The 21921-nt window shown below is 69.9% G+C and carries 17 protein-coding genes and 1 pseudogene; 5 read left to right on the plus strand and 13 right to left on the minus strand.

Going from position 1 to position 21921, the window contains the following annotated elements; all coding sequences use genetic code 11:
* Positions 1–138: 138 nt before the first annotated feature.
* The 3 genes from A5728_RS12855 to A5728_RS12865 form a co-directional block, all read right to left on the minus strand.
* Complete coding sequence (locus tag A5728_RS12855) at positions 139–693, minus strand: type 1 glutamine amidotransferase domain-containing protein (protein ID WP_064847441.1); 555 nt, start codon at positions 691–693, stop codon at positions 139–141.
* Positions 694–838: 145 nt separating this feature from the next.
* Positions 839–1801, minus strand: coding sequence for an aldo/keto reductase (locus tag A5728_RS12860; protein WP_064847442.1), 963 nt, complete (start codon positions 1799–1801; stop codon positions 839–841).
* Positions 1802–1885: 84 nt separating this feature from the next.
* Positions 1886–2821, minus strand: a complete 936-nt coding sequence (locus A5728_RS12865) for a VOC family protein (protein ID WP_082943484.1) — start codon at positions 2819–2821, stop codon at positions 1886–1888.
* Positions 2822–3051: 230 nt separating this feature from the next.
* Here A5728_RS12865 and A5728_RS12870 point away from each other — a divergent pair, with 230 nt between their 5' ends.
* On the plus strand, positions 3052–3402 hold the full coding sequence (locus A5728_RS12870) for a hypothetical protein (protein ID WP_064847443.1): 351 nt from the start codon (positions 3052–3054) through the stop codon (positions 3400–3402).
* Here the strand turns inward: A5728_RS12870 and A5728_RS12875 are convergent.
* The 3 genes from A5728_RS12875 to A5728_RS12885 all read right to left on the minus strand — a co-directional run bounded on the left by A5728_RS12875 (position 3380) and on the right by A5728_RS12885 (position 6487).
* Entirely contained in the window at positions 3380–4159 is a 780-nt protein-coding gene (locus A5728_RS12875) for a hypothetical protein (protein WP_064847444.1), read from the minus strand. The two genes, A5728_RS12870 and A5728_RS12875, sit on opposite strands and share 23 nt — an antisense overlap.
* Before the next feature lie 332 nt (positions 4160–4491).
* Positions 4492–5124: a peroxiredoxin gene (locus A5728_RS12880; protein ID WP_064847445.1), complete on the minus strand. Its 633-nt coding sequence runs from the start codon at positions 5122–5124 to the stop codon at positions 4492–4494.
* A 295-nt stretch (positions 5125–5419) separates the two neighbouring features.
* Positions 5420–6487, minus strand: coding sequence for a D-2-hydroxyacid dehydrogenase (locus tag A5728_RS12885; protein WP_082943493.1), 1068 nt, complete (start codon positions 6485–6487; stop codon positions 5420–5422).
* A 105-nt stretch (positions 6488–6592) separates the two neighbouring features.
* On the opposite strand from A5728_RS12885, the gene A5728_RS12890 reads away from it, so the two are divergent.
* The 3 genes from A5728_RS12890 to A5728_RS12900 are packed head-to-tail and all read left to right on the plus strand — an operon-like array spanning position 6593 to position 12446.
* Positions 6593–7882 (plus strand): aspartate aminotransferase family protein, encoded by a 1290-nt coding sequence (locus A5728_RS12890; protein ID WP_064847446.1) that lies wholly within the window; start codon positions 6593–6595, stop codon positions 7880–7882.
* Positions 7879–10902: an FAD-binding and (Fe-S)-binding domain-containing protein gene (locus A5728_RS12895; RefSeq protein WP_064847447.1), complete on the plus strand. Its 3024-nt coding sequence runs from the start codon at positions 7879–7881 to the stop codon at positions 10900–10902. The genes A5728_RS12890 and A5728_RS12895 overlap by 4 nt, the downstream gene beginning before the upstream one ends.
* A gap of 53 nt (positions 10903–10955) precedes the next feature.
* Positions 10956–12446, plus strand: coding sequence for an NAD-dependent succinate-semialdehyde dehydrogenase (locus A5728_RS12900; protein WP_064847448.1), 1491 nt, complete (start codon positions 10956–10958; stop codon positions 12444–12446).
* 12 nt (positions 12447–12458) lie between these two features.
* On the opposite strand, the gene A5728_RS12905 is transcribed toward A5728_RS12900, so the two are convergent.
* Positions 12459–13121, minus strand: coding sequence for a GntR family transcriptional regulator (locus A5728_RS12905; RefSeq protein ID WP_064847449.1), 663 nt, complete (start codon positions 13119–13121; stop codon positions 12459–12461).
* Between the two features lie 179 nt (positions 13122–13300).
* On the opposite strand from A5728_RS12905, the gene A5728_RS12910 reads away from it, so the two are divergent.
* Positions 13301–14701, plus strand: a complete 1401-nt coding sequence (locus A5728_RS12910; RefSeq protein WP_206069151.1) for an MFS transporter — start codon at positions 13301–13303, stop codon at positions 14699–14701.
* Positions 14702–14710: 9 nt separating this feature from the next.
* Here the strand turns inward: A5728_RS12910 and A5728_RS12915 are convergent, their stop codons facing one another.
* From A5728_RS12915 to A5728_RS12950, 6 genes and pseudogenes are all read right to left on the minus strand, one after another.
* The gene (locus A5728_RS12915) at positions 14711–15925 is read right to left on the minus strand and encodes a M20 family metallopeptidase (RefSeq protein WP_064847450.1); all 1215 of its coding nucleotides are present in this window, start codon (positions 15923–15925) and stop codon (positions 14711–14713) included.
* 59 nt (positions 15926–15984) lie between these two features.
* Positions 15985–17268, minus strand: a complete 1284-nt coding sequence (locus tag A5728_RS12920) for a PLP-dependent aminotransferase family protein (protein ID WP_231885657.1) — start codon at positions 17266–17268, stop codon at positions 15985–15987.
* A 4-nt stretch (positions 17269–17272) separates the two neighbouring features.
* Positions 17273–18535: a M24 family metallopeptidase gene (locus A5728_RS12925; protein WP_082943485.1), complete on the minus strand. Its 1263-nt coding sequence runs from the start codon at positions 18533–18535 to the stop codon at positions 17273–17275.
* Positions 18532–19462, minus strand: a pseudogene (locus A5728_RS13825) (amidohydrolase family protein); the annotation flags it as partial. The pseudogene A5728_RS13825 and the gene A5728_RS12925, both read right to left, overlap by 4 nt.
* A gap of 177 nt (positions 19463–19639) precedes the next feature.
* A complete protein-coding gene (locus A5728_RS12945; RefSeq protein ID WP_064847454.1) occupies positions 19640–20770 on the minus strand; it encodes a glycerate kinase in 1131 nt (376 codons plus the stop codon).
* A 178-nt stretch (positions 20771–20948) separates the two neighbouring features.
* The gene (locus A5728_RS12950; protein WP_098056084.1) at positions 20949–21734 is read right to left on the minus strand and encodes a hydroxypyruvate isomerase family protein; all 786 of its coding nucleotides are present in this window, start codon (positions 21732–21734) and stop codon (positions 20949–20951) included.
* Positions 21735–21921: the final 187 nt, after the last annotated feature.

Genomic DNA, 21921 nt, shown 5'->3' on the forward strand with positions numbered 1-21921 from the left:
CCCCCCCCCCCCCCCCCCCCCCCCCCGCGCCCCCCCCCCCCCCCCCCCGCCCCGCGCCCCCCCCCCCCCCCCCCCCCCCCCCGCGGGGGCCCCGGCCGGCGCGGGGGGGCCCCACTGTGCGTCGGTGCAAAGACGGGGTCAGATGCTCAACTGCTCCTTGATCGCACCCACGAAGGCCTCAAGGTCACCGGGGTCGCGGGAGGTGATCAGGGTCCACTCGTTGGCGGGGCACACCTTGACCTCCTGGTCCACCCAGTTGCCGCCGGCATTGGTGATGTCGGTCTTCAGCGACGCGTAGGACGTGAGGGTCTTGCCGTCCACCACGCCGGTCTCCACGAGCAGCCACGGGCCGTGGCACAAGGCGGCCACTGGGCGGCCGGAGGACGCGAAGGACTTCGCGATCTCCTGCGCGTCCTCGTTCAGGCGCAGGGCGTCCGCATTGAGCGTGCCGCCGGGCAGCAGCAGCAGGTCGTACTCGGACTCGTTGACGCTGGAGATGGTCTGGTCCACGGGGAAGGTCTCCCCCCGGTCCCAGTCGCCCACGAGGGACTTCACCTCGCCGGTCTCGGGGGCGGCCACCGTGACCTCCGCCCCGTCGGCCCGCAACTTCTCCAGGGGCACCTTCAACTCGTCCTGCTCCACGCCCTGGTTGGTCACCAGAACGAGAATCTTCTTGCCGGATAGTTCAGCCATTGTCGAGAATCCTTTCTCTTGGTTGGTGGTTCCACTGTGGCACCGCGGCACTTTCCCTGGCAAGGGTGTCCCCGCCGGTTCCGCTGTCAGCGACACGATCACGACGCCGCCGCGCGGCGTGTGCTGCGTGCACCCAGCGTCCCCCTCACGCGAAGGGGTGCGACGCCCGGTCCAGTGCGGCGATGTCGTCCGCGCCCAGGTGCAGTGCGGGCGCCGCCACCAGCGAGGACAGCTGCGCGGCGGAGGATGCGGAAGCAATGGGTGCGGTGACGCCCTTGGCGAGCAGCCATGCGAGGGCCACGGTGGCCGGCTCGGCGCGGTGCCTGTCCGCCACGGAGACCAGTTCCTCCACAACCGCGAAACCCTCGGGGGAGACGTACTCCCGGGCCATCTGCTCGCGGGCCGCTCCTTCGAGGTCCTCGGTGGTGCGGTACTTGCCCGTGAGGAAGCCGGAGGCCAGGGCGAAGTAGGGGAACACGGCAGCGTCGTACTCCCGGGCGATCGCGGCGTAGTCCCGCTCGAAATCGCGGCGGTGCACCAGGTTGTACTGCGGCTGGATGGCCGCGGGCACCGCCAAGCCGCGCTCGCGGGCCACCGTGAAGAACTCGCGCATGCGCTGCGGCGAGTAGTTGGACAGCCCTACCGCGTGCACGCGCCCGGAGTCCACGAGCTCGTGAAAGGTTTCCACTTGCTGCTCGATGGGCGTGTCCGCGTCGTCATAGTGTGCGTAGTAGAGGTCCACGTAGCCGGTCTGCAACCGATCGAGGGACGCCTCGAGAGAAGCCACCACGGTGTCGTGGGCCAGGCCGCGAAACCGCGGGTGCGCACCGGTCTTGGTCGCGAGCACCACGGAGTCACGGTTGCCGCGCGCCGCGAACCAGCGCCCCAGAACCGTCTCGGACTCCCCGCCCTCGTGGCCCTCGGCCCACACGGAGTACATGTCGGCGGTGTCCACGAAGTTTCCGCCCGCGGCCACGAAGGTGTCCAGGACGTCGAAGGACTGCTGCTCGTCGCTCGTCCACCCGAACGTGTTCCCGCCCAGGTTCAGCCGGAAGATCTCCTGCTCGATCCCGGTGATCCGTGCGGTGGTGGGTGCGTGCTGGCTCATGGGAACCTCCTGCGGTGGTGTGGTGGCCGGTCGGGGCCTTTTCCCTGGCGACTGTAGCAAGCCGACATTACGGGGCGGGCAGTGTCAGGCGACGCCCGGCTCGGGGGCCTGCGCGACCTGGATGAGAGTGCGCCAGGGGTCCTCGAAGCGCAGCACGGCGCCGTCGTGGCGGGTGGCTACGCGGTGGTCCGTGAGGCGCTCCTCCAGCGCGGCGATGTCCTCGCCGGTGGGGAGGTCGATGTTGACCTGGCCCAGGCCCAGGGACGCGGCGCGCGGACCGGCGCCCGCGCTGTTCCACGTGTTCAAAGCGATGTGGTGGTGGTAGCCGCCGGCGGAGATGAACAGGGCGGACCCGGCGTCGCTCATCACCTCGAAGCCGAGCGTGTCCACGTAGAACTCGCGCCCGGTGGAAATGTCGCCCACCTGCAGGTGGACGTGACCCAGCGTGGAGGCCGGTGCCGTGGTCGGCTGTGGCACCTCCAGGGGCAGATTCGTGCGCAAGAACTCGTTCGGGTCCAGATAGTTGGAGGCCAGGCTGAGCAGGCCGTTCGCCTCGCGCTGCCACGTCTCACGGGGGCGGTCCGCGTAGAGCTCCACGCCGTTGCCCTCGGGATCCGTGAAATAGAACGCCTGGCTGTAGAGGTGGTCCGCGGAGCCCGTGAAGGTGCCCGGTGCGAAACGGGCCATCGAGGCCAGCGCGCGGGCCAGGGCGTCGTCGTCGTCGAAGAGCACGGCGGTGTGGAACAGGCCCGCCTGGTTCGGGCGCCAGGACGGCAGGTCCGTGACGCGGCGCAGGCGCACGACCACGCGGCCGTCGTGGCCCAGTACGGCGGTCTCCCCGGAGTGCTGCAGCACGTCCAGGGTCACGCCGGTGGAGTAGTAGGCGATCATCCCGTCCAGGTCCTTCACGAGCAGCTCCACGGCACCCATGGTGGTGCCGTCGGAGAGCAGGTCGTCCGCCGGGCGGCGGCGCAGGCTGCGGGGATCGGGGCGCTGGATGAGCAGGGACACGGGAACCACTTCCTTGTCGGGGGACGGCCCAGGAGGCCGCCGGAATACTCAACATATTACCTAAGAAATAGTTACTGTCACAAGTATATCCGGACAAAAACATGGATGCACGTCAACAAAAAGCCACCTTGTGATGGGCCAATCATCACGTCGCCCCTCGGGCGGCCAATCGACCCTGACCACTCGGCCGAGCCCTGGTCGACGGGTCTGGGTGTGTCGAGCAGAGAGGGGGCAGACCCGTGGGAGGGTTTCTGGACCGGCGCCCCGAGCAGTTCCTCGCCGCCTGCTGGCAGCACCTGGGCCTCACGGCGCTGGCCACGGTGATCGCCCTCGTGCTCGTCCTTCCCCTGGGCCTTGCGCTGACCCGCGGCCCGCTGCGTCGATTCGGGCGTCCCGTGCTCGTGGCCGCGGGCATCGGAGAGGGGGCACCCGCCATCGGTCTGATGGTGCTGCTGGCGTGCGTCCCGGGCTTCGGGGTCTGCTCCTCGGTCGCGGGCCTCATGGCCTGTGCGGTGCTCCCGGCTCTACGGGTCTTCACGGCGGGGCGGGCACCCCCGCGGTGGGTGGTCAGCCGCCCTGCTCCTGGATGATCGCGATCTTCTGCCATACCTTCCGCGCCATGTCCGACGTGAGGGCCTCGATGCCCTCCACGGCGTCCAGCACGTCTGCGTCCGTGGTGTCCTCTGCGAACAGTGCGGCGGTCTTGCCCACGAGCGAGAGCATCTCCGTGCAGTAGTCCAGGTACTGGGTCATCTGTGCGCGCGTCAGTGCCAGTTCGTCCTCCCGCGCGTCCTCGGTGTAGACCCTGGCGGCGGGCAGGCGCTCCGGGACCTTCACGAGCTGGTGCATGTCGATCACGTGGGCGAGCGAGCGCAACCGGTGCACCACGCGCAGCACGTGGGCGCGCTCCAAGCGTTGCGGCACCGCGAGCAGGAAGAAGATGGCGATGCCCGCGAAGACGAGGTCGTTGACCACCGTCTCCAGCAGGGGTAGCCAGTCCACCGGGCCGAGGGCGTCCGGGTCCGCCCAGATGCTCAGCGCCGCCAGGGTGATGGCGGTGCCGAAGACGAGCAGCACCACCAGGACGCCCAGCCGGGACAGGGCGCGGGCGGTGCGGATCCGGCGCCGGCTGATGCCACCACCCTCGGTGACCTCGTCCACCAGGGCGATCAGCTCACCGCAGACCTCCCACAGGCTGCGCTGGGGGAAGCGGGAGTAGATCCTGCGCTGCAGGGCGGCCGCGGACGCGCGCACGGCCTGGTCGTCCAGGTGCTGGTAGCGGCTCTCGGGCGGTGGCCCGTCGTCGTGGTCGTCGGGGCGGGCGGGAAGCAAGCGGGGCGAGCGCATCCCAGTAGGGTACGTGACCTGCCCGCCCTCGGCGGCCCAGGCGGAAACGCGCACGAGCGCCAGCTGCGCCGTCAGCTGCGCTCCAGGTGCGCAGGGGTGACGTTCGCGGGGTCCAGGACCGCCGTGATCTGGGTGCCCAGCAGGAAGGCGAGCGGCGCGTCTACTCAGGAGGCGAGGTCCACGTGCCCGGCGACATCGCGTTCGACTTGATGGTCTCGCAGGGCCTGATCACGCGGCGCTGACCAGGCGCGCGGCGCGGGCCATGGCCCGGCGCGGCGCCGTGGTGACGTGAGCTGGGCGGAGCCGTTCTCGCCAGGCCCGCGGCGTCGTCGTCATGACGGGACGAACAGGGGCCCGCGGTGATCCAGCGGCGTGCCCTCGCACCGACCCGACGGGAGACGACAGGACGGCAGCCACCCGGAGGTGGCTGCCGCTGTCACCGTGCGACCAGGAGGCCACTGCCCGCGCGGAGTATGAGGGACGCGTCCCGGTTCAGGAGGCGTCGGAGAGTTTGGAGACCAATCGGGCACATGGCCCTGGGCATCCACGCGGTACTGGGCGTGGGTCAGGTTCCCGGACGGGTCGATCGCGAACGTGGATCGCAGCGGACCCTCGGAGGTCTCGCCGTTGATCGTGCGTCCCCCCCACGCGCCCCATTCCTTAGCGGCGGCGTGATCGGGGTCGGAGAGAAGCGTGTAGGGCAGGTGGTACTCGGTGACGAAGCGCTGGAGCTCTTGGGGGTCGTCCCCGGAGACGCCGTAGACGTCGTAGCCCTGGCCCTTCAAGGCGGCCAGGTTGTCCCGGAAGTCGCATGCCTCGGTGGTGCACCCCGGCGTGAAGGCCTTGGGGTAGAAGTACACCACGGTGCCGTTGCGGGTGGCGTCGGCAAGGTCCACGGTGCTGCCGTCGTGGGCGGTCAGTCGCAGCGCGGGGGCGGGGTCTCCGGTGGAGAGTTCGCGTGACATGTGGGCTCCTCGTGGGTCGGGGACGGGCTGCGGCGCTGAGGTTCGGCGTGGTTCAGCGCGCGAAGATGCGAGATATGAAATCTTCTGTCATCCACATCACGCGTCAAGGGGTGGACGGCAAATTTCTCGGGACATGACAACGGTGTGGTGTGCCTGCGATGTCCTGCGGGATCCGGGATCCGGGATCCGGGGTCCGCGGGTCCGGGCTCGGGGGCGGGCTCGGCGTGGTGCAGGGGCGGCCATCACCGTGTGGCCAGCGTTCCCGAAGGATTGATACGTCTGGGTGGCCCCCGCCTCAACGTCCCCGCACGTACCCCAGCTGCTTGTCGACGACGCTCTCCCACTCCTCGCCGCGCAGCCAGCGGACCAGATTAGCCTCGAACTGTTCCGCCAGGGTGTCCCGCCAGCCGATGACGTCCCCGCTCATGTGAGCCGAGATGTGCACCGTGGGCATCGTCCAGAACGGATGGTCGCGGGGGAGGGGTTCCTGGTCGAACACGTCCAACGATGCCGCCGTGATGCGCCCCTCGTGCAGTGCTTCCACCAGGGCGTCCTCATCCACGAGGGCTCCGCGGCCCACGTTGATCACGTGCGCCGTGGGTTTCATGTTCGCGAGGACCTCGCCGTTCAGGAGTCCTCGGGTCCGGTCCGTCAACGGCGCGATGAGCACGAGGTGGTCCACGTCTGCCACGTGCTCGGCGAGTCGACTGCTCTCGACCACCGTGCCGAAGTCCTCGTCGTGCTCGCGCGCTGTGCGCCCGGCTCCCGTGACCCGCAGGCCGGCCGCTCGCAAGAGTCTGGCGGTCGCCCGGCCGATCCCGCCGGTACCGACCACGAGGGCACGCTGACCGCTCGTTTGTTGCAACTGTCGGTGCTGCCACGTCCGCTCGTTCTGCAACCGCTTGCTGCGGTGGAGCTGTTTGTCGTGGGCCAGGACGGACGCGAGCACGAATTCCGCGATGGGCACGTCGAAGGCGCCGTGTGCATTCGTCACGGTGATGTCCGAGGCACGCAACTCGTCGAACAGCAGTGAGTCCACGCCGGCCGCGGCCACGTGGATCCATTCGAGGTCGGTCGCCCCGGGCCACGCGTCCAGCAGTGCCGTGGAGAAGAAGTCCCACACCAGCAACGCCCTGGACCCGGGGAGCGCGGACTCGAGATCGTCCGCGTGCGTGTAGACCACCTCCACCATGTCCTCGATGCGTGCAGCATTGGGTAGGGGAGGCGCGTCGGGGGAGGTGAGGACCACGAGGCGGGGGCGGCGTCGTGCCCTGTGCGCTGCGGCGTCGTCGTCACCGGACCCTCGGTGATCGCGAGCCGGACGACCGGCCTCGGCGCGGGGTGCATCGGGGAATGCGTGCATGTCGTGGGAGGGTTGGGCGAATGGCCGTTGCTGCGTCATCATCGCACCATAGGCCAATCCGCTGATTGTTGACAATCATTCGATCCGGCTCGGAGAATGTGACGCATGGCATCCCTGAGCCCTCTTCTCAAGCAGGCAACTCCCGTCGTGGTCGATCACGCGTCCGGGAGTTGGATCCACGGCACCGACGGGCGGGAGTACCTGGACTTCACCACGGGCATCGGCGTGACCAGCACCGGTCACTGCCACCCCCGGGTGGTGGAGGCCGCACGCGAACAAGTGGGCAAGGTGATCCACGCGCAGTACACCACCGTGATGCACCCGCCGCTGCTCGAGTTCACCGAGCGCCTGGGGGAGGTGCTGCCCGCGGGGTTGGACTCCCTGTTCTTCGCCAATTCGGGGTCGGAAGCCGTGGAGGCCGGCATCCGCTTGGCACGCATGGCCACCGGTCGTCCCAACATTGCGGTGTTCCAGGGTGGGTTCCACGGCCGCACGGTGGCGGCGGCCTCCCTGACGACCGCCGGGACCAAGTTCTCCGCCGGTTTCTCGCCGCTCATGGCCGGCGTGCACATGTCCGCGTTCCCCTATGCCTACCGCTACGGCTGGGACATGGACACCGCCGTGGACTTCGCGTTGCAGGAACTCGACTACCTGCTGATGACACGTACCGCGCCCCAGGACACCGCGGCGTTCCTCATCGAACCCGCACTGGGGGACGGCGGCTATATCCCCACGCCCCCGCGGTTCCTCGAGGGACTGCGGGAACGGGCGGACTGCCACGGCATCCTCCTGATCTTCGACGAGGTGCAGGCCGGCGTGGGCCGCACCGGCAAGTACTGGGGGCACCAGCACTCCACCGCCTCCCCGGACATCCAGATCATGGCCAAGGGCATCGCCTCCGGCTTCCCTATCTCCGTGATCGCGGCCTCCACCGAGCTCATGTCCCAGGGGTGGCCCGGTTCCCAGGGCGGGACCTACGGCGGTAACGCGGTCTCCGCCGCGGCGGGTGTGGCCACCCTGCGGGTCGTGGAGGAGGAGGGCCTGGTCGAGAACTCCCGGGTGCGCGGTGAGCAGCTCCGAGCCGGGCTGGAGGAGATCAAGACCCGCTACCCGGTCATCGGGGACGTGCGCGGCTTGGGGCTGATGCAGGGCATCGAGTTCACCGCCGAGGACGGGTCACCGGACGCCGCCACCGCCGCGGCGGTCCAGCAGGCCACGGTGGACCAGGACCTCCTCACCCTCACGTGCGGTCCCGCGGGCAACGTGGTCCGGTTGATCCCCGCGCTCGTGGTCACCGAACGCGAGATCGAGCAGGGTCTCGAGCGGTTCGACGCCGCTCTGGCCGCCGTCACGTCGCCGTCCGGCGCGACCACCGGGGGCCGAGGGAGCCGATGACGGCCGCGCCGGTCACCGAGCACGCCGTGATCTCCCGGTTGCGCGGCTCGGGTGTGGAGGTGGACGCGTCCGAGCGCCGCACCTCCGAGTACGCCTACGACGCCTCGAATTACCGCGTGCGTCCGCTGGCCGTGGTGTTCCCGCGCACCGTGGACGACGTCGTGGCCACGGTGCGCGCGTGCGCGGACACCCGCACCCCCGTGGTCAGTCGGGGCGGCGGGACGTCCATGGCGGGCAATGCGGTGGGCAGCGGCGTCGTCGTCGACTTCTCGCGGCACATGAACCGCATCCTGGAGATCGACCCGGGCGCGGGAACGGCCGCCGTGGAACCCGGTGTGGTCCTTGCGACCCTCACCCGCGAGGTCGAGGCCGCGACCGGTCAGCGGCTCACCTTCGCGCCGGACCCCTCGTCCAAGAACCGCGCCACGGTGGGCGGGGCCATCGGCAACGACGCGTGTGGCAACCACTCCGTGCGGTACGGGCGTACGAGCGATCACACGGTCGAGATCGACGTCGTGACCGCGGACGGTGCACGGCTCACTGCCACCGCGACCGGACTGCGCGCCACGAATCCCGACGACCGCGCCTCGGTGCTGCGGGCGAGCGAGCTGAGCGGCGAGCTGCGTGCGCTGGCCCGCGAGCACCTCGCGGCGTTCCGGCTCGAGCTCGGCCGGATCCCGCGCCAGGTGTCCGGGTACCACCTGCAGAACCTGCTCCCCGAGAAGGGCTTCGACATGGCCCGCGCCCTGGTGGGGTCCGAGGGGACGTGCGCGTTGATCGTGGGCGCGCGCATGCGGCTCGTCCCCAAGCCCACGAGCGCGCTGCTGGTCTGCCTGGGGTACGACACCGTGGTCGACGCCGCTCGTGACGTGACCACGATCCTCGAGTTCTCACCCGCAGCGGTGGAGGGTACGGACAAGGCCATCGTGGAGACCATGCGGTGGCGGCGCGGACCGGATTCCGTGACGGGACTGCCGGATGGCAATGCGTGGTTGTTCGTGGACCTGGACGGTGACACGCGCGAAGCCGTGGCCAGGCAGGCGGACGAGTTGCTCACACGACTCGGTGGGAACGGCCGCCTGGTGGAGGGGATCGCCGTCGCGGATCCCGAGGGACGTGCGAACCTGTGGCGGGTTCGCGAGGACGGCGCGGGGCTCTCGTCGCGGCTGGCCATGGGAGGTGAGTCCTGGCCGGGGTGGGAGGACTCCGCGGTGGCCCCCGAGAACCTGGCCGCCTACCTCGCCGAGCTGCGCACGCTGATGGGCGAGTACGACCTGGACGGTGTGATGTACGGGCACTTCGGCGCCGGGTGCATGCACATCCGCATCACGTTCGACCTGCGCACCGAACGCGGCCGCGAGGTGTACCGCGAGTTCACCCGGGACGCCGCCCGCCTGGTGGTGCGCCACGGCGGCTCGCTGTCCGGGGAACACGGGGACGGCCGGGCCCGTTCCGCGCTGCTGCCCCTCATGTATTCGCTCGAGGTGCTCGAGGCCTTCGCCGCGTTCCGGCGCGCATGGGATCCCGAGGGGCTGTTGAACCCGGGCTCGATCGTGGATCCGGCACCGATCGACGCTCACCTGGCACTGGGGGGCGTCCCGGGCCGGCAGTGGCGCACGAGCTTCGACCTGCAGCCGGTCGGCGCCGCGGAGACCGCCCGCGAATCGGGGCGGGACGCCCAGCCCGACCCCTGGGTGCACGCCGTCCAGGGGTGCATCGGTGTGGGGCGGTGCCGCGCGGACAGCGGTGGCGTGATGTGCCCCAGTTTCCGGGCCACGCGGGACGAGAAGGACTCCACGCGCGGGCGCGCCCGGGTGCTGCAGGACATGGTCCGCGGCGCTGCGACCGTGGCCGAGGGTTGGCGGTCCCACGACGCGCGCGAGGCCCTGGACCTGTGCCTCTCGTGCAAGGCGTGCGCCACGGACTGCCCCGCGGGGATGGACATGGCCACTTACAAGTCCGAGTTCTTCGACCACTACTACGCGCGCCGGCTCCGACCGCGCTCCCACTACTCCCTGGGCTGGCTGCCGCGGTGGCTCGGGATCGCGGGGCGGATCGCGCCGCTCGTCAATACGATCCTGGCCACGCCGCTGCGCGGACTCGCCGCACGGCTCGGCGGCCTCACCCCGCACCGTGCCCTGCCGCGATTCGCCCGTTCCGGGCAGTGGCGCCGGGAGGTCGACGACACCGCTCGGCCCGCTTTGCGCACCGGTGTCCCCTCCCAGCGCCCCGGTGTTCTGGCTCCCGCCGGGGCCCACGTCGCGGACGCGCCCGGTGGGCAGGACGTCGTGTTGTTCGTGGACACGTTCACCCGCGGTTTCCGGCCCGAGGTGGCCGGAGCCGCCGCGCGCGTCCTCGCCGGGGCGGGGGACGCGGTGGAGTGCTCGGCGGACGTGTGCTGCGGGCTGACCTGGATCTCCACGGGACAGCTGCGCACCGCCAAGAAGCTACTGACCCGTGCCGCGGCCGCGCTGGACGACGGGTCCGAGCGCCCCATCGTCGTCGTGGAACCCAGCTGTGCCGCGGCACTGCGCAAGGACCTGCCCGAACTCGTCCCCACGGAACAGGCGCGGCGGGTGGCACGGCGGGTCACGAGCTTCGCCGCCTACGTCGCGTCGTGGGCGGGTGAGCGGCACATGGCCCCACCGGCCGCGCCGGTACCGGGGCGCGCCGTGGTCCAGACCCACTGCCACGAGTACTCCGTGTTCGGCCCCGCGACCCAGCGCAGGGCCCTGGCCGTCGCGGGAGTGGCCGAGGTGAGCGAGGCGAACGGGTGCTGCGGCGTCGCGGGCAACTTCGGTTTCGAGGTCGAGCACTACGACGTCAGCATGCTCGTGGCCGAGACGTCCCTGGCGCCGGCACTGCGCGCGGCCGCACCGGACACCGCCGTTCTCACGGACGGGTTCTCGTGCGCGATGCAGGTGGGCCACGTGGATCCCGGCGCTCGCGGCCTGCACATCGCACAGATCCTGGACCCCGGACCCGCAGCGACCGGACCCCAGCCATCGGGCACCGCGTGATCAGGCCCACCGACACCCTCCGACATGTACCCACGACCGACGAAGGAAATCCCATGAGCGCACACACCACCCAACACCGCACCTCCCGGGCCGCCCTCGATGCGGTGGCCAAGGTCAGCACGGGCACGTTCATCGACGGCCAATGGGGTGAGGCCGCCTCCGGCGCCCGGTTCGACGTCGTCAATCCCGCGACCGAGGAGGTCATCGCCACGGTCGCGGACGGCGGCCCGGAGGACGCCCAGCGCGCGATCGAGACCGCGGGACGCGTGCAGAAGCAGTGGGCGGCCACACCCCCGCGCGAGCGCGGCGAGATCCTCCGCCGAGCCTATGAGTTGATCATGCAGCGCCAGGACGAACTGGCCCTCGTCATGACCACGGAAATGGGCAAGCCGCTCGCCGAGGCCAGGGGCGAGGTGGCGTACGCCGCCGAGTTCTTCCGGTGGTTCTCCGAGGAGGCCGTGCGGATCGGCGGTGATCAGACCATGACCGGGGACGGCAAGAACCGGATCATGGTGTCCAAGGAGCCCGTGGGGCCGTGCGTCCTGGTCACGCCGTGGAACTTCCCCCTGGCCATGGGCACCCGCAAGATCGGCCCGGCCGTGGCCGCGGGGTGCACCATGGTGTTCAAGCCCGCCAACCTCACCCCGCTCTCCTCGCTGGCCCTCGTGGACATCCTGATCGAAGCGGGACTGCCCCGCGGGGTGCTCAACGTGGTGTGCACCAAGAAGGCGTCCTCGGTCGTGGGCCCGTGGATGTCCAGCGGGATCGCCCGGAAGGTCAGTTTCACCGGATCCACCGAGGTGGGCGTGCGGCTGTTGGAACAAGCGGCGCAGCACGTGATGCGCTCCTCGATGGAACTGGGTGGCAACGCCCCGTTCATCGTCTTCGAGGACGCGGATCTGGATCGCGCCGTGGACGGCGCCGTGGCGGCCAAGATGCGCAACATGGGGGAGGCGTGCACCGCGGCCAACCGGTTGTTCGTGCACCGCTCGGTGATGAGCGAGTTCTCCCGGAAGCTCGCCGAACGGCTCGGGGCACTCTCGGTGGGCGACGGCGCCCAGGACGGCACCGACGTCGGGCCCCTCGTGGAGGCCAAGGCGCTCGACAAGGTCCAGGAACTTGTGGCCGACGCCGTGGCCCGCGGCGCCACCGTGGAGTGCGGCGGCTCCCGCCCGGACCGGCCCGGATTCTTCTACGACCCCACCGTGCTGCACGGTGTGGACCCGGACTCCAAACTGATGAGTGAGGAGATCTTCGGTCCCGTTGCGCCGGTGATCCCGTTCGACTCGGAGGACGAGGTGCTCGAACTGGCCAACGACACGCCGTGGGGACTCGTGGGCTACCTGTTCACCCAGGACGTGGATCGCAGCTTCCGCGTGAGCGACGCCCTGGAGGTCGGGATGGTGGGCCTGAACACGGGCATCGTCTCCAATCCCGCGGCACCGTTCGGCGGCGTCAAGGCGTCCGGGCTCGGACGCGAGGGCGGGCGCGTGGGGATCGAGGAGTTCCTCGAGTACAAGTACGTGGCCGTGCCGCGCGGCTGAGCTGGGGGCGGGTCAGTCGTCGCTCGAGGTCAACCGCATCACGGCGTCGCGCATGTGCTCGAGCAGCAGCGCGTCCACGCGGGGAGCGTCGCCCGCCCCGATGGCCTCCGTGATCTCGCGGTGCTCCTCCAAGCGGAAACTGTGCGACGCGTACCGTGTTTCCAGAGCGGTCATGCACATGCGGGTCTCGACCATGAGGGTGTCGTGCATGCGGATCAGACGGGGACTGCCCGAGAGTTCCACGAGCAACGCGTGGAACTGCACGTCCGCTTCCGTGAGCGATGCGGTGTCCCCGTGATCGATCGCCCGGGACATCGCCTCGACCTTCTCACCCAGACGCTGTGCCGCAGCCTCCGGATCGGTCGTGATCACCCGGGCGGCCGCCGCGCGCTCCACGGCGCCGCGGGCGAGATAGAGGTCCCGGACATCGTCGTCGGTGATCTGCGTGACGAACACCCCACGGTTGCGCACGCTGAGCAGAAGGCCTTCCTGGGTGAGGCGCTGCATGGCCTCGCGCAACGGACCCCGACTCACGCCCAGGGCGCGGCTCAACTCCATCTCGTTGAGTTGTTGGCCGGGGGCCAGCTCGCCCGCACCGATGGCTTGACGCAATTGCCGGGCCAACAAGGACGGGGTGGTTTCCTGTACCACGGGTCGCAGCAGATTGCCGGGCATGGCCGCCTCCGGTCCTGGCAGACCCGAAGGTCCGCGTATCCAAGTCTTACGTATCGCACAGCCTATGGGTAGGATTGTCGACAATCAAACGGTCCACGGGCCGCCAGGCTCCATGATCTCTCGATGCCGGACCGATCCCGGGCGCGCCGACGCCCACCGATTGCACCATGGAGGTTTCCATGAATTCGCAACATCAATCCGATCTGCCCCGCGAATCGCGGGACCCGCGCGACATGACGTCCCCTGCGGCGTCGTCACACCCGGAACCGGACGCGAGTACCGTGCGCCGCGCGGTGGCCGCCTCCGCGATCGGTAATGCCACGGAGTGGTTCGACTACGGCGTGTACGCCGTGTCGGTCGTGTACATCACCCAGAACTTCTTCCCGGGGGAGGCCGGCACGCTGCTGGCTCTGAGTACGTTCGCCCTGTCGTTCCTGGTCCGCCCTCTGGGCGGACTGTTCTGGGGCCCGCTCGGTGACCGGTTGGGACGCAAGAAGATCCTTGCGTTGACCATCATCCTGATGGCCGGTGCCACGTTCTGCATCGGCATCCTGCCCACCCACGCGACCATCGGCTTCGTGGCACCCGTCCTGCTCGTGCTGCTGCGTGTGATCCAGGGCTTCTCGACCGGCGGTGAGTACGGCGGTGCCGCCACGTTCATGGCCGAGTACGCCCCGGACAAGAAGCGCGGCTTCCTGGGCAGCTTCCTGGAGTTCGGCACCCTGGGCGGTTTCGCGCTGGGTTCACTGATCGTGTTGATGGGCGAGGTGACCCTGGGCAACGACGCCATGATGGAGTGGGGCTGGCGGATCCCCTTCCTGCTGGCCGGCCCGCTGGGCCTGATCGGCCTGTACCTGCGGTCCAAGCTGGCGGATTCGCCCGTGTTCCTGGAGCTCGAGGAAGCCGGCCACTCGGAGGAATCCGCGGGCATGGCCCTCAAGGAACTGGTCACCACCTACTGGAAGCCCATGCTGATCATGGCCGGGTTGGTCGTGTCCGTGAACGTGGTCAACTACACGCTGCTGAGCTACATGCCCACCTACCTCGAGGGTCAGACCGAGATGTCCTCGCAGACGGTGCTGACCATCATGTTCATCGCGCAGTTCGCCATGATGCTCGTGATCCCGTTCGCCGGGAAACTCTCCGACAAGCTTGGGCGCAAACCCATGTGGTACTTCTCGCTCATCGGTCTGATCGTGATGTCCATCCCCATGTACATGCTCATGGCCAACGGCTTCTGGTGGGCACTGCTGGGCTTCGCGGTGCTGGGGTTGCTCTACATCCCCCAGTTGGCGTGCATCTCCGCCACGTTCCCGGCGATGTTCCCCACGCAGGTGCGTTACGCCGGGTTCGCGATCACCTACAACGTGTCCACGGCGATCTTCGGCGGCACCGCACCGCTGGTCAACGAGGCGCTCATCGAGGCGACCGGCAACCCGCTGATCCCCGCGTTCTACATGATGGGCGCATGCGTGATCGGCCTGATCGCCGCCAAGTTCATGAAGGAGACCGTGGGGGCGTCCCTGCGCGGCACGGAGATCCCGGAGACGGGCAAGATGCCCGTGGTCGCCCGGCGGTAGCCGGTCCGTTCAGCGGGACAGCAGACGCAACGCGGTCAGGGTGTACGCCCTGGCCGCTTGCGAAAGTTCTTCCACGCTCACGGACTCGTCCACCTGGTGCGCCTGGTCGTTGAGTCCTCCGGGTCCCATGACCACCGTGGGCACGCCGTGGTCCCGCGCGATGAACCCGCCGTCGCACGCGGCCGTCCACCCGCCGATCGACGTTGCGCCGCCCGCGTCCGCCACGGCGTCGTGCACGGTGGTGACGAGTTCGTGCTCTCGGTCGGTGCGGAAACCCGGCATGGACATGGTGATTTCCACGTCCAGGGAGATCCCGTCGCCGGTGATCCCCGCACGGTCCACCGCCGCACGCAGCTCGGCGACGATGCGCTCGGGGTCCTCACCCGGCATGAGCCTCCGGTCCAACCACACGTGACAGGACGGCGCCACCATGGAGGTGGCCCGGCCGCCCTCGATCTTGCCCACGTTCCACGTGGGCGACCCCAGCAGCGGATCGCTGCGGCGGGCGTGTTCCTCGTGGTCCCGCCGGATCAGGCGCAGCAGGGCCGCCGCGGCATCGATCGCGTTGCGCCCGTCGGCGGGGCGCCCCGAGTGCGCGGGGACCCCGGTGATCTCGACCTCGAGGTACGCGTCCCCACGACATGCGATCACGGTCTGCAGGTCGGTCGGTTCGGCCACCACGCAGCCGAGGAACGCACGCCCCAGCCCGCGCGCGGTGAGTTGCCGGATCCCGAGACCCAGGTCCTCCTCGTCCACGGTGGACGACAGCCTCACGGGTCCGGACAGGCACACACCCGAGCGGCGCAGGGCGTCCATGGCACACAGCACCGAGGCGAGCCCGCCCTTCATGTCCGTGGCCCCGCGCCCGTACAGCCGGTCGCCGTCGACCACCGCGTCGTACGGCGCCCGCATCCACCCGGGCCCCGCGGGCACGACGTCCGAGTGGCCCAGGAACAGCAGCCCCGGCCCGTCCGCCACGGGACCGCCCACGGGCAGGTCCACGTCCACGTTCGGCCGACCGGGGGACACGACGTCGCTGCGAGCAGTCAATCCGCGCTCGCTCGCCGCTCGCTCCAGGACGTGGGCGGTGTCCTCCTCGGTGCCCCCGGGGTTCTCGCCGGCGGCATTCACCAGGGCGCACGTGAGGTCCACGAGCTCGTCCGTGTCGATGAGGTCGAGCACGGCCTGCTCCTGCGGGCTGCACCGCACGCCGTCGCGGCTCATGATGGGTCTCCTTATCCAGTCCGAACGGGTGGCGCTGCGCCGAGGTGGCCGGGTCGGAGCTATCGGTCGAGCTCTCCCCGGGCGATGTCCAGGGCCCGGGCGAGTCGCTGCAGTCCCTCCTCGATGCGTTCGGGGGTGCTCGAGGCGAAACACAGCCGGAACGCGTCCTGGAACCGCCCCGAGGGTGAAAGCGCCGGGCCCGGGATGAACGCGACCCCCTCGGCCAACGCGATCTCGAACAATCGCGAGGAGGGCACCCGTGCGTCGTCGCCCTGCAGGGTGACCCACAGGAAGAAGCCGCCGTCCGGGTCCGTGGTGCGGACTCGATCGCCCAGGTGGGCGGCGATGGAGGCGTCCATGGCCTCTTTGCGGCGCTTGTACTCGGTGCGCAACCCGGCGAGGTGCTCGTCGTAGCCGCCGCGGGCGATGTACTCGGCCACGATGTGCTGGGCGGGGACGTTCGCGCACGTGTCCATGGCCTGCTTCCCGGCGATCAGCAGCTCGCGCAGCCGGGGATCGGCGTCGACCCAGCCCACCCGCAGGCCCGGGGCCAGGATCTTGGAGAACGTGCGCACCGAGAAGACCAGGGGGTCGTCCGGGCTGAGATCGCGGAACCCGGGGACGGGATCGCCGGAGAAGCGCAGCTCGCCGTACGGGTCGTCGTCGAGGATCATGGCGCCCCACGTGTGCGCGAGATCGAGCAGGCGGCGCCGTCGGGATTCGCTCAGGGTGGTGCCGGACGGGTTCTGGAAGTTGGGGATCGTGTAGATCATCCGGGGCGTGCGGCCCGTTTTGGCCACGAGCGTCTCGAGGGCGTCGACGTCCATGCCGTCGTCGTCCACGGGGACCTCCAGGACGTCCGCGCCGTAGCTGAGCGCCGTGCCGGAACCGTTGGTGTAGGTGGGGCTCTCCACGACCACCAGGTCACCGGGGTCCACGAACAGCTTGAACGCGAGATCCAGACCCTGCATCCCGCCGGAGGTGATCACGATGCGCTCCGGATCGGAGGCACTGTCCGAGAAGTGGTTCACGACCGTGTCGATCAGGTCCGGTTCACCCTCGGTGGCGCCGTATGTGAAACTGGCGTCCGTGAGGATCTCCCCGGCGATCCGTCGGAACTCCTCCGTGGGGATCACCTCCGCCGCGGGAGCGCCCATCGCGAAACGCACGATGTCGTGGGTCTGGGCGGCCAGCAGCGAGGTGGACGAATCGATGACCGAGCCCACGAGCCCGTCCGAGCGGGACGCGAGCGGGAGCAGGCCCTGGGTGACCGGTCCCGAGACACCCGCGGTGGGGCAGGGGTCCAGGGACCGGACGGTGGTGACGTGCGGGGTCATGGTCATGAGCTCACTTCCTGATGATCTGGCGGGGGAAGGACGTGAAGGTCTCCACCCCCGTGCTGGTCACTCGGATGGTCTCCGAAACTTCGTAGCCGTATCCCGTCATCCACATGCCGCAAATGAGGTGGAAGGTCATGTTCTCCTCGAGGGCCGTCTCGTCCTCGGAGCGGATGCTGATGGTGCGCTCGCCCCAGTCCGGCGGGTACCCGATGCCCACGGAGTACCCCAGACGGCTGGGCTTCTCGAGCCCGTACGAGGCCAGTTTCCAGTTCCAGGCGCTCGCCAGCTCACGGATGGGGACGCCCGCGGCGGTCGCGTCCAGGACGGCGCGCAGACCGTCGGCGACCGCCTCCTCCAAGCGGTCCATCGCATCGCTCGGGGGACCGAGGGTCACGGTGCGCGCCAGGGGGACGTGATATCTCCGGTGCACACCGCTCAACTCGACCACCACGGCGTCGCCGCTGCGCAGGACACGGTCGGACCACGTGAGGTGGGGTGTGTCCGCGGACGCACCGGTGGGCAGCATGGGCACGATGGCCGGGAAGTCACCCCAGGCCTCGCCGTCCCCCTCCGCCTGGGCGGCCGCGATGCGGGCGGCCACCCTGTTCTGCGGGACCCCGGGTTCGATCGCGTCGATCGCCGCGGTCATGGCCGCGGTGGTCACCCGCGAGGCCACGTGCATGTAGTGGATCTCGGCGTCCGACTTCACGGAGCGAACCCAGTTGACCAGTTCGAAGCAGTCGACCAACGACCATTCGGGGATGGCATTGACCAGGGCCCGGTAGCCCTTGGGGGAGAAGAAGTGGGCGTCCATCTCCAGGCCCACGCAGCCGTGCGCGGACGGGGCGATCTGTCCGCGGCGCCGCAGGGCGAAGGCCACCCAGTCGAAGGGGTGCAGGTGGGGGCGCTGCACATAGCGTTCGGGGTACCCGATGATTTGGTGTTCGGGCAGCCAGGAGGTGCGAAAGGCGCCCCGGGCGTCCATCTCGCGCAGGAACAACAGGATGTCGCCTTCGGCGGGGACGAACAGCATCTGCGGGACGTAGAAGGACCACGCGTCGTAGCCGGTGAGGTAGAAGAGGTTGGCCGGATCCGTGACGATCAGGGCGGACAGTCCCTGGTGCGCCATCTTCTCGCGGACGCGGTGCAGACGGTGCGCGTATTCCTGCTCGGAGAAGAGGGGCTCACGGACGTCGGGGGAGCCCGATCCGGCATCCGTGGACACCGGATCGGGGGAACCATGATTCTCGGTCTCATCCCACGGGTTCATGGTTCATGATTGAAAAAAATCCGCCTATTGTCAACAATCCGGCGATCGGCTCGCACCTGGCCGCGGCCGAGTAGACGACCCGTGGGGGTCTGGTAGTCGACCTCCTGGCCGCCCACGAAGGTCTTGCGGATCTTCCCGGAGAGCACCTTGCCCTGGTACGGCGTGATGGGGTTCTTGTGGTTGAGGGCCTTGGCGTCCACCACGAAGCTCTCGTCCTGCGCGAACACGGCCATGTCCGCGTCGTACCCCAGGGACAACCAGCCCTTGGAGCGCAGACCCACGCGCTCGGCCGGGCGCGTGGACATCCACTGCAACACGCGGCCCAGACCCACGCCGCGGCGTCGTGCCTCGGCCCAGAGCAGGGACAGCCCGAGCTGCAGGGAGGACACGCCGCCCCACGCGACCTCGAAGTCCCCGTTGCCCAGGTCTTTGAGCTCGAGCGTGGAGGGGTAGCGGTCCGAGACGATGTCGTCGATGGTGCCGTTCACCAGCCCCTCCACAGCATCTCCCGGGTGGAGACTTCGCGCACGGGTGGGCAGCACTTGAACGCGGTCGCGCCGTCCGGGATCTCCTCCGTGTGCACGATCAGAAGCGAGTTGAACGTCTTGATCTCCGCGAGCGCCTCCGCCATCTCGTCCGCCCCCAGGTGGGGGAACTCGTCCACCCCGGAGTGCAGCAGGAAGCACTTGAAGTCGTACACGCCGTCATCGCGCGGGGGCGCAGGTCCTCCTTGTTGCCGGGGACGGCGCCGCCCCGGAAGCCGATGTCCACGAACGCGTTCTGCGCCGCGAACAGCCGCTCGTACTCCAGGGCGGGCACGTTCACGGTGGCGGGCACGGAGTTCAGGGGCATGCGCCTGCTCCACCGTCGCCCGCACCCGCTCGTTCGCGCGCTCCTCGTCGACCTCCGGGTCTGCGGTCGCCCCGGGCCGGGGGCTCTTGTTCCGGGCGGACTCCGGGGTCTTCTTCTGACGTGAACCGTGCTGCGGGGAGGCATTCGTGGAAGGGGTGCCCTTCCGCTGGCGCGTTCCGGCGCTCGTGGCCGGGCGGTGCGGTGCGTGAGGGGCGGCTCGCTCTCGAGTGCCCGTGGAAATGGAAAGCTCCGTCACTGTGAGGCGATGCGGCGACCGACCTCCCGGAGCAGGCGGGGTGCCTCTCGCATCGACGTTTCTGGGTCCGCTGCAAGCGCGCGCAGTTCGTGGACGGCGGCGAACCCCGCCTCGCGAAGTGTCGCGGCATCCAGGGTGGTGCGCCCGCACACGGCCACCACGGGCACGCCGTGGCGCCGCCCCACGTGCAGCACGCCCAGCGGCGTCTTCCCGCCGAGACTCTGCTCGTCCAGGCTGCCCTCGCCGGTGAGCAGCAGGTCCGCACCGGCCACGGCTGCATCGAGCCCCACAAGGTCGAGCACGACGTCGATCCCCGGCCTGCGCCGCGCCCCCAGCACCGCGAGTCCCGCGTATCCGACGCCGCCCGCGGCCCCCGCGCCGGGGGCATCCGCGGCCTGGCGGGCCGGGTCGCCGAGCGCGTCCCCGAGGCGGTCGCGGAACACGGCCAGGGCGGCGTCGAGGTCCAAGACGTCTTGTTCGGAGGCGCCCTTCTGCGGGCCGAAGACCGTGGCGGCACCGTGCGGGCCGAGCAGAGGGTTGTCGACGTCCGCGGCAAGCACGAACTCGACGTCCCGGATGCGTGGGTGCAGCTGTGCGGCATCCACGTGATACAACTCGGCGAGCGCCGCGCCGCCAGTGGGCAGGTCGCGGCCGTTCACGTCCAGCAGGCGCAGCCCCAGCGCGGCGAGCATCCCCGCGCCGCCGTCAGTGGTCGCGCTGCCACCCACGCCGAGCAGCACGCGGGTGCAGCCGGCATCGAGCGCGGCGGCCACGAGCTCGCCCGTGCCGCGGCTCGTGGCGGTGCGGGGTGCGAGCACGGGGCGGCCGCCCTGGATGGGGAGGACAGCGAGGCCCGAAGCCAACGACATCTCCACCACGGCCTCGTCTCCGCGTCGACCCCACGCGGCGGGGACGGGACCTCCCGCGGGTCCGGTGACGGTGAGGTCGTGGCGCTCGAAGCCCGCGTCCAGGGCGGCGTCGAGCGTCCCCTCTCCGCCGTCGGCGACCGGGAGGACCTCCACGACGGCGTCCGGGCGCACCTCGGCGATGCCCGCCGCAAGCTCGGCCGCCGCCTCGTGGGCGGTCACCGACCCCTTGAACTTGTCCGGTGCCACGACGACGCGCACGGTGTCCTCCTTCTGGGGATGTCCGGTTTCGGGACCATTCCAGCACAACGCCGCCCACGCGGTACCCGCTCGCTCGGCACCTGTTCACGTGGCACCCGCCCGGCGTGCCCGCCCGCTCGGGGCCCGGCCACGCGGTGCTCACCCGCGCGGCCTCTGTGGGTGGGGTCGGTTTGGGGGCTCACGCGCGCCGGTCGCGGGGGAGCCACGCGAAGGGGTCGTCCTGGGAGGGGACGTACTCCAGCGCCACCGGTCCGTGGTAGCCGTGCTCGTGGGCCCGGGCCACCCACCGGAGCAGCGGCAGATCGCCCGTGCCCGGCTCGTGGCGGCCGGGTGCATCCGCGAGCTGGATGTGCCCGAACTCCGCGGCGTGCCGTTCGATCAGGGCCTCGACGTCCTCCCCGTTGACCGCCAGGTGATAAAAGTCCGCGAGCAGCTTCACGTTCGGGCAGTCCACGCGGTCGAGCACGGCCATGACGTCCGCGGCGGTGCGCAGAGGATACGTCGAGGCGCCGGAGAGCGGTTCCACCAGGACCGTCCCGCCGAAGACCGCGACCGCGTCCGCGGCGTACCGGAAGTTCTCGACGGCGGCGTCGTCCTGCTCGGCCACGGGCACGTCCGGCAGGCGGTTGCCGTGAAGGGCGTTGAAGGCCCGGCAGCCCGTGGCCCGGGCCACGCGTACCAGGGAGTCCACGCCTCGCCGGAACTCATCCGTGCGCATTGGGTGGGAGAGGACTCCCCGCTCACCGGCGGGCATGTCCCCGGCAAAGAAGTTCAGGCCCGTGAGCTGGATGTTCGCGTCCTCCAGCGACCGGGCGAAGTCCTCGATCTCCCTCTCGGACGGGGTGGTGGCGGGGAACGGCCACCAGAACTCGACCGCGGAGAAGCCTGCGCGCGCCACGGCGGCGGGGCGCTCCAGCACGGGCAGGTCGGTCAGCATGATCGAGGCGTTCACGGTGTACCGCACGGTGGGCCCTCCCCGGGGCGGTGACGCGGCCGCCCCGTTTTCTTACGCCTTGATTCCATGGAGTGAAATTTGAGTTCTGATGAATGAAAAGTTATCGACCGGGTGTGATGCGCGTCAACCCGTGGTGTGAGATTTGGGAGCTGAACGGTGCGACGTCGTCTCACGGTTTTCTCCAGGACTTCCCCCG

The sequence above is a fragment of the Kocuria sp. ICS0012 genome, assembly GCF_001665945.1.
GTDB lineage: Bacteria > Actinomycetota > Actinomycetes > Actinomycetales > Micrococcaceae > Kocuria > Kocuria marina.